7 protein-coding genes are annotated in these 15,087 nt (G+C 58.8%); 4 read left to right on the top strand and 3 right to left on the bottom strand.

Features of this window, described 5'->3' with window-relative positions; all coding sequences use genetic code 11:
- Positions 1–658: 658 nt before the first annotated feature.
- From ACRC0P_RS04735 to ACRC0P_RS04725, 3 genes are all read right to left on the bottom strand, one after another.
- A complete protein-coding gene (locus tag ACRC0P_RS04735; protein WP_438628634.1) occupies positions 659–952 on the bottom strand; it encodes a hypothetical protein in 294 nt (97 codons plus the stop codon).
- The gene (locus ACRC0P_RS04730) at positions 952–5,796 is read right to left on the bottom strand and encodes an RHS repeat-associated core domain-containing protein (protein WP_438628633.1); all 4,845 of its coding nucleotides are present in this window, start codon (positions 5,794–5,796) and stop codon (positions 952–954) included. Before ACRC0P_RS04730 ends, ACRC0P_RS04735 begins: the two co-directional genes overlap by 1 nt.
- Positions 5,797–5,916: 120 nt before the next feature.
- Entirely contained in the window at positions 5,917–6,405 is a 489-nt protein-coding gene (locus ACRC0P_RS04725) for an Hcp family type VI secretion system effector (protein ID WP_438628632.1), read from the bottom strand.
- 117 nt (positions 6,406–6,522) lie between these two features.
- Here ACRC0P_RS04725 and ACRC0P_RS04720 point away from each other — a divergent pair, with 117 nt between their 5' ends.
- From ACRC0P_RS04720 to ACRC0P_RS04705, 4 genes are all read left to right on the top strand, one after another.
- Positions 6,523–6,819, top strand: coding sequence for a hypothetical protein (locus tag ACRC0P_RS04720; protein WP_438628631.1), 297 nt, complete (start codon positions 6,523–6,525; stop codon positions 6,817–6,819).
- Positions 6,820–7,193: 374 nt separating this feature from the next.
- Complete coding sequence (locus ACRC0P_RS04715; protein WP_438628630.1) at positions 7,194–9,755, top strand: protein kinase domain-containing protein; 2,562 nt, start codon at positions 7,194–7,196, stop codon at positions 9,753–9,755.
- 84 nt (positions 9,756–9,839) lie between these two features.
- On the top strand, positions 9,840–11,816 hold the full coding sequence (locus ACRC0P_RS04710) for a ShlB/FhaC/HecB family hemolysin secretion/activation protein (RefSeq protein WP_438628629.1): 1,977 nt from the start codon (positions 9,840–9,842) through the stop codon (positions 11,814–11,816).
- Positions 11,817–11,873: 57 nt separating this feature from the next.
- Positions 11,874–15,087, top strand: a 3,214-nt coding sequence (locus ACRC0P_RS04705) for a two-partner secretion domain-containing protein (RefSeq protein ID WP_438628628.1), incomplete at its 3' end; no start/stop codon positions are given.

Genomic DNA, 15,087 nt, shown 5'->3' with positions numbered 1-15,087 from the left:
CAGGCTGGCCCTCCGTGGTTGGTGTTTTGTTTAGGCGCAATTAGCCTATCACGGAACCAGCCTTCTTTTATGAATCTCTAAAATTCCTCTTATCTTTCAATTAGTTACGCTTAAGTCAGCGCCATTCGGGTCAGGCCTTGCATTTTGCAACTGGTACGCTAGCAAAGCACAATTCTCTGTGTGAAATGTAAGGCCTGATCCCCCGCGCGCATGGACCCCCGCGCGCACTTAGGCCTGACCCCCGCGCGCACTTGAAATGTAAGGCCTGCGCCCCCCCCCGCGCTCTGTGTGTAAAAATATTTGTTCCGCTAATTTTTAATACTTAATGTCACCAGAATTAGATACGGACTTTGGGACTATTTTCCCTTTCTTTGCATCAATTGTACTTACTTTACCGGAGTGGGTGTCTATAAGTTTAAGCCTGCTTGTATTTGTGTCGGTGGATTTTTCGTATATCACTTCAACCACAGCTAAATAGTGTTCGTCATCACTCCAGCACAAGTCTTCAGTAATTGAGTCTAAATTTTCGTCAATTTCAAAGCCATCGAAATTCGTTAAAAATCATCGGGCCAAAATGGATTTCTCTATCAAAAGTTAATTTGACAGATTTTTTGGGCTTGGGGACTTTTTAACTAAATGAGCCATATTAAACCTTTGCTTATCCCCTGAGCAGCTTTTTATATTCCTGTTCAGCCTCTAACAATGTGGCCCCTAAATCAGAATTCATGGGCCAGCTATCCACAATTAACCTTCCGAAGCCAATATAATCCCAAGAGACAGAGTCGTCATCCAAGCTCTTTAACATCCCCAGCAAATCTGATTGTATTCTTTTTAGTTGTTCTAAGCTGCTGGCGCCACCTAGAGACTGGCCATTTAAATCAATTTCCTGGCCAATCTTTTCTATGGCGATATTAAGTTTTGCTGAACATCTAGAAATGCCTTTCTTGTTCATTATAACGTCCCAGGCTCCAGTAAGTCAGTTGAAGGATTAAGGATGTATTTTTGGATCTGGCCTCCTGGATAATTTGGACCTTGAGCTGCAGCTCTGCCTTCAATAATTGTAGCGCCTGGCCTTATTTGCCATTGTTTTAAACCTTCCATCTGATTCCAATCAGGCGGAAGTGCAAGGCTCTGTCGATCAGCGGGGAACGTTTCGAAAAGATAGCGCCCATCAGGTTTGGCATTTTCAGAGTCAAAATATCTGGTCCCGTATTCGCTAGTACCTGCTTGACGAGGATTGATAGTTTCTATTTCGAAAGAGTCGATAATTTGCTTTCTATATACCCTTGGGACACCTGCTTCTTGTAGGTTTTTGGATGCTTCTTTAACACCTGCGTAGGGGTCTAATTCCTTGCACCTCAATCCAAACGGATCAATCCACCCCACCGGATTAGGCGCATACTGATAATTATTGACACCGCCCAACAACCCAATCGGGTCTTGAGTAGTAAACAGCCCAACGTCCGGATCATAGTACCTAAATCGATTGTAATGCAGCCCACTCTCTTCATCGAAGTACTGCCCCTGAAACCGAATCGGCTGCTCGATTCGGTCGCAGTGCTCAATGGCCACATTGCCGTAGGTTTTGTAGCTGACACTCCAGGCTATTTCGCCTTCGCTGTTGGTCAGCGCATCGGGGGTGCCCAGGTGGTCGAGGTGGTAGTGATAGACCTCGCCGTTCTCGCTGAGGGCGATGGGCTTGAAGGTGCCGGGCTCGAAGTAGTAGGTGCGCGCCTTGAGGTCTTGGCCGCTGTCGGCATCGCGGGTGGTTTCGCGCAGCAGTACGTCGCCGTCCCACAGGAATTCTACCCGCTTTTCGCCACCCGCTTTGACGACACGCCGGCCCAGCGGGTCGTATTGGTAGTGGGTTTCCCGTTGGAGTTGTTCCTCTCCGCTTTCTTTTACCTTGAACTGTTCGACCCTGACCAACTGCTGCCGGCTGTTGTAGTGGTAGCGGGTCTGGAGCTTCCGGCCCTTGCCGCGCAGGGCGGCGATGCGGTTGCCGTGTACGTCGTAGCGGTAGTGGGTGTCGCCGCGGAAGGCGAGGCGGTTGCCGCTGACTTTGGCTTCTCCCGCCTGTTGCCTGGCCTCTTCCGGGCTGCCGGCGGCGGCGAGGATGTTGTGGGCCGGGTCGTGGACGAAGTGTTCCGGGTTGGGGCCGTCCACCTGGGTGAGGCGGTCGAGGGCGTCGTAGTGATAGTGGCGGCTGCCGCGCAGGCTGTCGTCTATCTGGCTGATCTGGCCGCTGCGGTTGTAGTGGTAACTGCGCTCGTGCAGCGGATTTTCCACGGGACCGGCGATTTTGCCGAGGCGCATTTTATGCAGGCGGCCCTGGGGGTCGTAGTCCCGTTCGCTGGTCAGGCCGTTGCCGTGCTGTCTCTGGATCTCGCGGCCCTGGTCGTCGCGTTCGATGGCGGCGAGCAGTTGTTCGGTGCCGTTGTTTATGCGGTGCAGGCTCTGGAATCGGCCGGTGGGATCGTAGGCGAGCTTGAGTTCTTCGCCGTCCGGCAGGGTGCTGGCGGTGCGGTTACCCGCGGCGTCGTAGCGGTGGCTGATTTTGGCCTGGTCCTGCCAGTCGGCGGTGACGCGACCGCAGGCGTCGTATTCCCAGCGCAGTTTGCGATAGGCATTTTCCGCTTCGATCAATTGGCCGGCGCGATTGTAGCGGAAGCTGGTTACGCCGTCGGGGGTGGTTTCCCGCAATAGCCGCCCAAAGGGGTCGCGCTCGAAGGCGGTGTCTATGCCCCGGCCTGTCTCCGCATCGGTGACGGCGCGGCTGGCGATCAGGTGGCCGGCGCGGTTGTAGGCGTAGCGGGTGGTGCGGCCGTCGAAGCCCACCTCCTCGACCAGGCGCTCGCTGAGATCGTATTTGAGCTGGTAGCGCTCGCCCTTTTCATTGGTGAGGCCGGTCAGGTTGCGCTCGCCGTCGTAGTGGTATTCGAGGCGGCTGCCGTCGGGGTTGGTGCGCGCACATACCTGGCTGAGGCCGTCGTAGTCGTAGCGGGTGCTGCGGCCCTCGGGATCGATGATTTCCGCCACCAGGCCCTGGGGGTTGTAGCGGTACTGGGTGCGGGCGCCGTCCGCCGCGATTACCGCGCTGATACGGTCCTGGCTATCGTACTCGTAGCGGGTGCTCTGGCCCGGTCCACCTTGCTCCGAGCCCTGTTGTGCCCCTTGTCGAATCTCCACCAGACGCTGGGCGTTGTCGTAGCGGTAGTGCCGGGACCGGCCCATGGCGTCGTGTACGGCACTGAGCTTGCCCTGCGGACTCCACAGGTAGCGGGTGGTGTTGTCGAGCGGGTCGGTGACGCTGCCCACCAGGCCGATGGGGTTGTAGGCATACTTTGTCGCGTTGCCGAGCGGGTCGATGCTCTCGGTAACCTGGCCGTTTTTGTTGTAGCGGCGTTCCCATGAGTGGCCGGCGGGGTCGGTGATTTTGGCCGGCAGGCCTTCGGCGTTGTATTCGATACGGTGCGCGCCGCCGGCGGCGTCGGTCTTTTTGATCAGGCGGCCGTAGGAATCGTATTCGTAATGTTCCTCGCGGGGGAGCCCCTCCTCGCTGGGCAACTGGACCTTGGTCAACTGGCCGAGGGCGTTGTAGCTGTAGAGGGTTTCGGCACCTTCCGCGCCCCGGTGGTAGATGGGCAGGGCGCGGTCGTTGAAACGGTAGCGCTCCCGGCCGCCGCGGGTGTCGGTGACGGTGACGCCCCTGCGGTCGTCATCCCAGTCGAACTGGTAGCTGTAGGTGGGCTGGCCGTCGATGGGGTCGCCCCACTGGCGCAGGCAGCGGGCGCCGGGGCCCTCGGCGTCCCACTCGAAATAGAAGTTGTAGCCGCTCTTGAGGGTGCGCTGTTTGATGACGTGGCAGTGGTACCGGTAGCGCTCGCTGTGGCCGTCGGCATCGGTGGCCTGGATCAGGTCGCCTTCGTCGCTGTACTGGTAGCTGGCGAGGGCCGCGATGCGGCCGTCGCGGGTTTCTTTCTTCAGTTCGCCGATGCGGCCAAGATTTGCGTTGCCCCGGGGCGGGCTGATGTGCAGGGCTTCGCCGAGGCTGCTCTCGACGCAGATCAGGCGTTCGTCGACATAGTGGAAACGATGAAAGTTGCCGTAGCCGTCGCGGATCTCCGCCAGGGAGAGATGTTCTGCAAACGCACCGGCGGGTTTGAAGTGTTTCTGCACTCCATTCGGCGCGCCGTAGGGGGCGATTATCCAGTGATCGTCGTCGACGCGGGTGAGGCTGAGCTTTTCCACCACATTGTGGCTGCGGCCGCTGGCGCCCGGTGCGGGGAGGGCGATGATCCGGCCCTCGGCGTCGTGGAAGTGCAGCGGCTTGCCTTTGCCGCGCCATTCCAGGCGCTCGCCGAGGGTGTGAGTCCAGCCGTGACCCATGCCGAAATCTTTGGGGTTGCTGCTGCGGTAGGTGCGCGCCAAGGTGAAGGGCAGGGGGCCGTCCAGCACCGCGTCCACCAGGGTGAGGCGCTCCTCGCCGGTTTTCAGGTTGATGGGCTCGCCGCCTTCCAGGGCCGTTTCGTTGTTCTGGGTGCTGTCGCCGTTCTGGTTGTGGCCGGTCTCGCTGTTGGTGTTGTCTGGCTCGTTGCTGTTGTCCGCGCGACTATTGTTGTCGGCAGCGCCGTCGCCCTTTCCGGCGTTGCCGGAATCCGCAGCGTTCGATTGGCGCGCCGGCTGCGGGGCCGTCGTCTGGGGGGCGGGGGCATCGACGGATTCCAGGTCGGAGAAGCTGGCGCCCCGGGTTTGTGCGCCCCGGGTTCTCATCTGTCTCAGGCGCTGCTTCTTGAGCCGGGCGAAGCGCACCATCAGTTCGCCGATGCGTTCGAAGCGGGCGATCAGGCGCGCGTTCTTGGCCAAGGCCGCCACGGCGCCGGCGCCTCCGGTTACTGCCGCCAGTACGATGGTGAGCACGATTTCAAACACGCCGCCACCGGCGAATTCGCTTACTTCCAGACTGTGCTGGGCACCGACATAGTCCCTGGCAAACTGGGTGATAGCGCTGCGCAGGTCGGGATCGTCGTAAATCAATTCGGCAACTTCGAAAGCCTGCCGCAGTTGCTCCTGGGTGATCGCACTGGGATCGAAACCCAGTACATCGACCACTTCCCTTTTGACGTCGGCCAGATACTCCCGGCCGGATTCCTCCAGGGGTTTGTCGTGGTAGATATAGTCGACCGCGGCGTTGGCGGCGGCGAATGCCTGACGGGCGGGGCTGATCACGGCTGCCACTTCGAGCACGTCCTTGACCCAGACCCCCAGGCCCCAGGCCGCCTGGCCGAAGCCGGTGGCGTAGCGCTTTATGTAAGCGCCCGCTTTTTCCAGTGCGTTGCGCTGTTCATGCATTTCCTGGATGCGGGCCGCCTCGGCCCGCTCTTCGGCGACGATCTGCTGCAGGCCCCTGCGAATCTGGGCTGCCAGCGCGGATTGCTCTTCCGCCAACTGGTCATCACCGAGGGAATTTTCCTCGATGATCAGGCGCTGATCGGCCAGGGCGCGGTAGATATCCCTGCGTTGGCCGGTGACGCCGGCCGGCGCACCCGCATAGGGGTCCAACGGGTGGTGGTCTTCAGGCCGGTCGCGATAATGCAGGCCGGTGGGATCGGGAAGCCGTTGTTCGAAGCGAAGGAATCTATCGCAAATCTGCTCGATTACCGCTTCGTCAAAGCTCAAGAGCAGTTGAAGGTCGACATTGCTCTCTGCAAAAGCCTGTGGCAGGAACGGCGGATGATACCATCCTTCCCTTACGCGATAGCGAACGCCCTGTCTGTTTTCAACATCCAAAAACATGGCTAATCCCTGGAGCCCTGCCGTGTATTTCCCTGGGGGGAAGAAACACCGAGGGGCCACAGCCCCCGCAGCTTTTGGCTGCAGGCACTCGGCCCCTGCGGTGAGAACCGAAAAAGCTGCTTACAGCACGGTAGCGGTGGTGAGATCGTAACCCACGCGCATATTTTTCGGGTTCTTGTTGGTTTTGTCTGCGTGATTGAGGTCCGCTTCAATCTTGGAGAAGCTCAGGGACAGAGACTCCTGCGGCGCTCCGCCTGCAGAGGCGCTGATGCTGTAGGAGGAGATGATGCAGTCCTCCAGGGCGTAAACCGCGTACTTCTCTACGGCGTTGGCTCCGGTCTGTACTACGTGGATCTCAGCCTTGACGCCCTCGTCACCGGAAACGGAGGCCTTGAACAGACCGCCTGAAGCGGCGTCGATGCGCTTGGTAACGGTGATTTCGCTGATGCTCGGGCGTGAAGCCTCGCGGTTCGCCATAGCGCCGGCTTCCATGCTGATGCCGCGGCCGACACCAAAGTTGAAGCTGTCCACTTCGATCCAGTCCTCGTAACCTTTGGCGGTTACGTTACCTTTCGGTGCTTTGTTGTTGAAGTTCATGTAAATAGCCATGGAAAATCCCTCGTGGTTATGTGGTCCGTGACATGGGTGGTGATTCCTTTACCACCGCGAAACGCAGTAGTTAAGGGCTTGCCGCAATGGCAGCTGGGGGCATTTAACCAGAGTGATATGGAAAAAAAAACCATGTTTTTCAATAATTTAATTGACTCTGGCACGAATTTCTGGGCTGGCGAAGCTTGTTTGTCGGCAGCAGTTGTGACGCTTCCGGCAAAATTCACTCTGGCACTATTTTTGGAGGCGGCATCTTTACTTGAAAGCGGTGTTCGTGCGGTGATGGTGAGGAGGCTCAGGCTATGTCCGGGCAAGCTCTCCACTCAGACCCCAATTTCTGTGAAAAAAATTTTGACCCGGTTGTGCACAGGCTTTGGCTGGAGCGAAAAGTCCGGAAAAGGAGGGCTGGGGTGATCTTACCGACCTGGTCCCGGTGTGATTTGTGATAGGTATCATTGTTGCTGTGCCCCCCCGTCCGCTATAATCCGCCGTTACTTCTGCAGTTCCCTCTTTAGATTTAGCTAGAGCCTGTTTAGAATCTCGCGAAGAACTTTCCAGGTCGGGAGGGGTGCCTCTTTTCGGGACCGTATGAGGCAGGGATGCCGATTACGAGCGTACAGGGACGTATTTAAGGGGGCGCCCAGCCCGTGTCCCTGAAAGAGGCACCCCTCCCGACCCGGGCTGGACGTGCAGCACCGTAGATCGCAAACAGGCTCTTAGATACCAGAACTTTCACAGGCTACCTACGGCATCCGGACATGCTATAGGCATTCTCCATGGAGGTGGGTTTGAACGACAAGACTCGTATAGCCAAGCCGGTTGACAAGACGCGCGATGACAGCGATACGACGGTATTTGTCGGCCGTGACAACACCGGGTCTAACGATCACCCGCCGGTTGGGAGCAATCCCGGCCTTATTCCCTCTGCTGCGGATCTCGCCGCCGACGCTACCGTATTGAAGCCTGATTCCCGGGACCCGGATGCCACGCGAATAGCCACGCCGGCTCGCGAAGCCGTATTCTTCGAGCCCTCCTCCTCCCGGGTCGGTGCTGTTACCAAAACGGTTATCAAGGGCCGCTTCGAGCTGGACAAGCTGCTCGGGGTCGGCGGCATGGGGGCGGTGTACAAGGCCCTGGACCGGCGGAAAGTGGAAGCCAGTGACAGTGAGCCCTACGTCGCCATCAAGCTGCTGAACGACGATTTCCGCCAGCACCCCGACGCCTTCATTTCATTGCAGCGCGAAGCGCGCAAATCGCAGACCCTGGCGCACCCGAACATCGTAACGGTCTACGACTTCGACCGCGAGGGCGAGCGGGTCTTCATGACCATGGAGTTCCTGGAGGGGGCGCCGCTCGACAAGCTGTTGCGCGAGCACGCCGATGTGGGCCTGGAATTCGAACTCGCCTGCAGTGTTCTGAAGGATATCTCCCTAGCCCTCATCTACGCGCACTCCCACAGCATCGTCCACTCGGACTTCAAGCCGGGTAATATTTTCGTAACCGAGAAGAAGGGGGCGAAGGTATTCGACTTCGGCATCGCCCGCGCGGTTTCGGAGGGCAGTATCGCCAGCAAGGTCGGTGAGAAAACCCTCTTCGATGCCAGCACCCTGGGAGCCCTGACCCCGGCCTACGCCAGCATGGAAATGCTGCAGGGTGGCGAGCCCGCACCCAGTGACGATGTCTACGCGCTGGGCTGTGTCGCCTACGAGTTGTTTTCCGGCCGTCATCCCTTCGGTAAGACGCCCGCGGACAAGGCCTGGGAACAGAAGTTGAGGCCGGAGCGGATCAGGTCCCTGAGCCGCCGCCAGTGGCGCGCGCTGGAATCCGCGCTGGCCCTCAAGCGGCGGGACCGCACCGCCACGGTGGAGGAGTTTGTCCAACGATTCTATGTCAACAACACCTGGAAGTGGGTTCTGGGCGGTGCGTTTGCCGCTCTGCTGGTGGGGGCGGGGGTTGTCTATAACCACCAGGAAAGGGAAAACGTCGCCGAGCAGCAGCGGGTAAAAATCGAGCTGGAACAGAAGCTGCAGAAAGAGCTGAAGGAGCGGAGAATCGCCGACAAGCGCCAGACCATTGGCCGTCTGATTGACCTCAGTACTCTCACCCCCTCCTGGGAAGAAGACCTCCAGGTAGAGCTGGATGAATACGCGCAACTGAATCCCGGGGATGAGAGCTACCTCGACACCTCACGCCAGCGGGTCTACGAGCTCTTCGTCGCCGCCGCTACCGGTCAGCTCAATCTCGGCAACCTGGACCAGGCGGATGCCATGCTCGCCAGCGCCGCCAACTGGTACGGCGAATCCAACGAAACCGCCGCGATCAAATCCCAGGTAGACCAGGAGCGCGAAGAGCTGCGCGCGCGTCTCGAAGCCGAGCGCCTCGCCGCCGAGCGTGAAGCCGAACGCCTGCGCCAGCAGGAGCTGGCGGAAGAGCGCCGCCGCGCGGAGCAGGAAAAGCAGCGCCAGCTCAACGCCATCATCGGCGAAATGGAAACCACCCTGCGCTGCCGCTTCGATATGAATGTCGGCGGCGTTTCCCCGCAGCTCACTGCGCTTGCCCAACTGGATGCCGCCAAGGCCCGGAAAATCCGCCCGGTACTGGCCGAAGAGCTGAACGGCTGCATCAAAGACCTTGCCGCGGAAGATCCCCTGCGCACCGAGCCCCTGTTGCAACAGGCCCGCGCGCTGCTGCCGGAACAGCAGTTGCTCCAGGATTTCGAGCTGGACTACTGCGGCCACCTGCAACCGGGCAGCGGCGGCCGGGGCGACCGCTACACCTGCGCCGACCGCCTCGAAGACGGCAGCAAAGGCCCCACCATGGTCGTCGTCAATGGCGACACTCGCAAAGCACTGGTGGTGAGCAAATACGAAATCAGCAACGCTGATTTCAAGCGCTTCTGCAGCGTCACCAGCCACTGCGAGGGCCTGGAGCTCGGCCCGGACACACTGCCCGTCAACAATATCTCTGTTGCCCTGGCGGAAGAGTACCTCGACTGGCTCAGCGCCCAGACCGGCTACGACTACCGCCTGCCCAGCGAACGGGAATGGTTTGCCGCCGCCAGCGGCAACGGCGAGCCCGAGGTCGCCGACCGCAACTGCTATCTCAAATACGGGGGCGTTGAGAAGGGTACTGAACTGTTGGCCGTTAGAGCGGGCACCGGCAACGCCTTCGGCATCGTCAACGCCGTGGGCAACGTGCAGGAGTGGGTATTCGGCCCCGAGGGCAAATTGATGGCCGCCGGCGGCAGTCGCGACGATGCCATGAGCCGCTGTCTGGTCACCACCAAACGCTTCCACAGCGGTGAAGCCGACGGGCTCACCGGGTTCCGTATCGTTCGCAATTTCGACTGATTCCAAAACGCCAATACTGCGCACAAATCAAAAGCAGGCCGGCGGGCGCTAAAATAATAGTGACAAAAATTTGTAGGGAGGAGTATGAATACCCGTGGTAAAAACCGACTGGCCGTCGCCGGTGCCAGCCTGTTGCTGGCCGCGCCTTGTCTCAACGCCCAGGAAGGGGATTCCAGCTTTCGCAGCCGCGTCCGTGCCGCCTTCGACCAGGACGCGCCCACCATCAACGAGCAGGACGTCACCCGCGACTTCGAGCACCGCACCCGCAGCGAGGACCCCAACCTCAATACCGAAATCCCCAAAGTCTCCCAGCGCAACCGCGGCCCGCGCATCACAGTAAGGGAATTCCGCTTTCATCGCCTGAAGGAATACCCGGAATTTGGTATCACCAGAGAGGCCGTGGAACAGTTCGCCGAAGGGCTGCGGATAAAATTCATGAAGGAAGACCAGCTCCTCGCCAGCGGTTACACCGCCGACGAGCTGGAAGAACTCGCCCTCACCCTCGACGGCATGAACCTGCGCTACGAGTCCGGAGACCTGGGTCCCGCCGAGCTGCGCCGCCTCAGCAATATCATCGACCAGCAAAATGCCGAGCGCGGCCTCAGCTACGGCGACCTGGAGGAGATCGCCGCGGAGCTCACCCGCTTCTATCGCAAGCAGGGGCTCTTCCTCGCCCAGGTACAGCTGCCCGCCCAGGAAGTGCAAAACGGCGTGGTCACCCTCGTCGTCCAGGAGGGTCTGCTGGGCCAGATCGCCGCCGAAGGCAACAACAACTACTCCCTGGAACAGCTGGCCGCCCCCTTCGAAAGCCAGCGCGGCAAACTGGTCAATCACGAAGATATCGAAGAGGGACTCTACCTGCTCAACGACCTGCCGGCCCTCAATATCACCGGCTACTTCAGTCCCGGCGACAATCCCGGTGAAACCAGGTTGAATTTCAAGGTCCGCGACGAAAACTCCTGGAAGGCGGTAGTCCGCTTCGACAATCACGGTTCCATCTTTACCGGGGACCAACGCGCCTTTACCTCGGTTGACTGGCTGAACCCGTTGGGTATTGGCGATGCACTGACGGTCGGTTATCTGAAGTCCTATCAAACAGAAAATCTCTCGGGCTTCGGATCTGATCTCGGCCAGTTCCGCTACAGCCTGCCTCTGTTCGGACCTCGCACCCGCCTGCAGTTTTCCGCCGACTACAATGAATTTTCCCTGCGCGATGACGAGGATGAAAATAATATTATCAACCTGCTGGAAATTACCGGTGTCAATGAGAGCTACGCCCTGACCCTGGATCACAAATTTCGCCGTTCGCGGGATTTCAACCTGACTGGTACATTCAGCCTGACCGACAAACAGTCCAACCTGGAAGCCATTATCGAGCTGCCGGATCCGGGAGATCACGTCTACGGCGGTGAGTTGGGGCTGTATATGGATAGCCTGTCGAGCGGTGCCGTACGGATGCTGAACATCCTGAATGCCAAGTTACAGTACGGCGAGCATCAAAATGAAGTCGAGCCGCTTCGCGGCGGCGAATTTGCAAAGTTCGCCGCCGATACCAGTTCGCTGATCTTTGTACCCATACCTTTTACCGACACGCGGTCGCGCCTGATTCTCAAGAGCCGTTGGCAATACAGCGACAAGAGCCTGCCCGCTTTCGAGCAGTTTTCCCTGGGCGGAGCCAGTGGCGTGCGCGCTTTCGATGTGCGCGACTTCTCTGCCGATCAGGCGGGATTGCTTTCTGCGGAGTGGTACTTCGATTTCCCGGACGCGATCAACCCGAGAATTTTTGGCAACCGCCTCAACGATATTCTCCAGGTGGCGCTGATCGCCGACGGGGGCTACGGCGTCCTCAACAACTACGAAGTAAGCCCGGAAGGAGAGAAGGTGAACGATGACTGGAGTGCGTTTTCCGGCGCCGGGCTGCTGTTCAAGTTCAGCTGGCAGGAGACCTTTGCCGGTCAGGTATCGCTGGCTTGGCCGACCATGTCCAAGTCCTCGATTCAAGGCACCGGCGACGACCCGGACGACCCGACCATCTATGCAGATTTCTCATTCTTCTTTTAACTGACTCCCATTCTATCGACCGCTGTTGGAGCAGGAAGCTCTTCGCAAGGTACCAGTATGAAAGCAAAAAAAATGACGCTCGAACTGAAAAAACTCACTTCGGCCATCAAATTGTGGCAACTGGCCTGTGCAGGACTGATGGCCAGCCAGATCGCCGCTCCAGCCGCATACGCTGCGCCGAAAGGCGGCGTGGTGGTCGGTGGCGACGGCACCATTGATACCAAGGATCTGACGACCATTATCGACCAGAAGACTGATCTGCTGGCTATCGACTGGGACTCCTTCAACCTGAGCGAAGAGGAGTTGGTCAAGTTCCTGCAGCCTGATTCCTCCTCGATAGTGCTGAACCGAATTCTCGACCAGAGTCCGAGCGAGATCCGCGGTGCCATAGAAGCAAACGGCAATGTGATACTGGCAAATCCACGCGGGGTCCTGTTTACCGAGACTGCCACCATCAACGTCGGTGCCATTACCGCGGCCGGCCTGGATATGGACCCGAACGATTTTATGAGCGGTAACTTCGCCTTCAAGGGCGAGTCGGGCAGCGCTGGATATGTGGTCAACCGGGGGGTGATCAATGCCTCCAGTGCGGCACTGGTGGGCAAGCAGGTCACCAATGCGGCCACCGGCCTGATCAGCGCCGACCTGGTCAGTCTGACGGCGGCCGACGAAGCCGTCCTGACTTTCGACGCCGACGGCCTGATCGGGATCAAGATCACCAAGGAGGTGATGGAGAACGAACTGGGCGTAGATAGCGCGGTATTAAACAAGGGCTCGCTGGACGGCAAGCAGGTGCTGATGGAGGCGAAAGTCTCCGGTGACCTCTTTACTTCCGCTGTGAATAATGAGGGTGCCGTTCGTGCTCGGGGTATCGACACCAGCGGGGGCAAGATCCGCCTGTTCGGTTCCGGCTCGAGTGTGGTCAACAGCGGCGAATTGAACGTGTCCGGTACCAACGGAGGCGAAGTCGCCGTGGAGGGTGACAGCGCCATACACAGTGGTCGCATCAGTGCCCGGGGTGCTGCCGGAGAGGGTGGCCAGGTACAGGTACTGGGCGATCAGGTTGTGGTCGCCGGCCATATCGATGCCAGCGGCACTGGAGGTGGTGGAGAGGTGCTGATCGGTGGCGACTACCAGGGGGCCAATGGCCAGGTCCGCAATGCCGAGACCACAACCGTTACCGACGAGACCGAAATCGTTGCCAGTGGCATTGGCAATAGCGACGGCGGCAAGGTAATCGTCTGGGCTGATGACAGCACGTATTTCGCCGGTAGCATCCGAGCGGAATCCGGTGAGCTGGGGGGTGACGGGGGCTTTGTCGAAACCTCAGGCAAGGTCACTTTGAGTCTCGACCAGGAAGAACTGTACGTATCCACTCTCAGTCGCGCCGGTGGAGAGACCGGTGAATGGCTGCTGGATCCCGGCTGGCTGGATATTTCCGATACCTGTACTACGAACTGCGTTTCGACTACTACTCTTGAATCCGCGCTGGAATCCAACAATGTCACGATTATAGTCAGTGACGCCAATACGGCGTTCGCAACTGGTCAGACGATTACGGATGACGGGGATCCGGATACCGACTACGCGGACGGTATCCGTGTGTCCAGCGATCTGACCTGGGGCACAGCCACGGAACTCACGCTGAACTCATTCAGCAATATACAGATTGAAAGTGGGGTAACCATCTCTGCTGCCAACGGCGATCTGTCCATGATTGCCGGTAGCTCTTTAACCAACAGTGGCAGCATTGATGTCAATAACTTTTCTTTAGCTGTCGGCACTGAGGGGCTAGGATCTACAAATAGTCTGGGAAGTGTAACGGTTTCAGGGGCTGGCCAGGTTGCCGGTGGTGCAGGGGCGGATAGTTTTACTCTGTCTTCAGCGGATGATGTTCTGGTCATTGATGGCGATAACGCCTTCACCCTGGCCGGAAATATTTCTTTTGATGCCGTTGACAGTGTGGATACCGGTACCGGCAGTGATACCGTTACCGGTGTCGGCGCAGACTGGATTCTGAATGGTACCGGCGGGGTTGAGAGCAGTGGCATCACATTTGTTGGTGCGGAAGAGGTGAATGCGAATAACGCGGGGCTGATCGGCACCGCGGGAGACGACGGCTTCGCACTGACAGCCACGGGCGAAGTTGTTGCAGACGGAATGCAATTCGGTGGTTTGATCGGTGTAGACGGGTTAGACGGCGCCGACACTCTCGATGCCGGCGCCTATGTGGATGGCCTGGAGTTGACTGAGAACAATAATCAGGTCAGCGCCGGCGCACTTCTGTTCAGCAATATCGAGAGCGCTACGGCCGGCAGCCTCAGCGGTAGTGCTGGCGACGATAACTTTGTACTGCAGTCGGATGGCAGCGTCGGTGCCAACGGCATAACTTTCAGTGATCTGAGTTCCGTGGATGGCCTTGGCGGCGTCAACGCCCTGGATGCCAGCGCTTTTGTGGCTGGTCTCAGCCTCACCGGCACCGACAACCAGCTGGGCGCCAACTCCATAATCTTCAGCAATATCCAGAATGCGATAACCACGGCGCTGGCAGGCAGCCTCGGTGCGGATCTTTTCACCATCACCGCCGATAACGCTCTCAGTGCTGCGAGTATCGACTTCACCGGCTTAAGCAGCGTCAGTGCCGGTGCCGGGAGTGACACGGTGACAGCCTTGGGGCTGGTAAGCCTGACCGGCAACAGCGGTGAAGCGCTGACCAGTGGTATCAGCTTCTCGGGCATAGAGTCGGTAAGTGGCGGCAGCCTTGAAGGTTCGGACAGTGCCGATACTTTCGTTGTCACCGGCACCAATGCGCTGACGGGTAATGATATCGCCTTTAGCGGTATCAGCAGTGTTGATGCCAAACTGGGTAGCGATAGTGTTACTGGCGTTGCAGATGCCGACTGGACACTGACGAGTTCCAATAATGAGGCAATAAACAGCGGTATTACCTTCACCAATGTGGAGACATTATCCGCGATAAACGGAGGACTGGTTGGCACCGGCGCTGATGAAAGCTTTGTTCTGCAAGCATCTGGCGATGTTTCTACCAATGGCATGACCTTTGGCGGCCTGGATTCTGTGGACGCTCTGGGCGGCACCAACACCCTGGATGCCAGTGCCTATGCAGCGGGTCTCGGCCTCACCGGCACCGACAACCAGCTGAGCGCCGGCTCCATTCTCTTCAGTAATATCCAGAATGCAGTGGCCTCGGCCCTGGCGGGGAGCACCGGCGGGGACCTGTTTACCATCACCGCAGACAACGCCCTCAATG

The organism is Microbulbifer sp., from assembly GCF_051659245.1.
Taxonomy (GTDB): domain Bacteria; phylum Pseudomonadota; class Gammaproteobacteria; order Pseudomonadales; family Cellvibrionaceae; genus Microbulbifer.
This window is presented reverse-complemented; position numbering and strand designations above follow the sequence as displayed.

Excerpts from the sequence above, each read along its gene's own strand:
- ACRC0P_RS04735 (WP_438628634.1), bottom strand. The coding sequence starts at position 952 with ATGAACAAGAAAGGCATTTCTAGATGTTCAGCAAAACTTAATATCGCC.
- ACRC0P_RS04720 (WP_438628631.1), top strand. The coding sequence starts at position 6,523 with ATGGAAAAAAAAACCATGTTTTTCAATAATTTAATTGACTCTGGCACG.
- ACRC0P_RS04730 (WP_438628633.1), bottom strand. The coding sequence starts at position 5,796 with ATGTTTTTGGATGTTGAAAACAGACAGGGCGTTCGCTATCGCGTAAGG.
- ACRC0P_RS04710 (WP_438628629.1), top strand. The coding sequence starts at position 9,840 with ATGAATACCCGTGGTAAAAACCGACTGGCCGTCGCCGGTGCCAGCCTG.
- ACRC0P_RS04725 (WP_438628632.1), bottom strand. The coding sequence starts at position 6,405 with ATGGCTATTTACATGAACTTCAACAACAAAGCACCGAAAGGTAACGTA.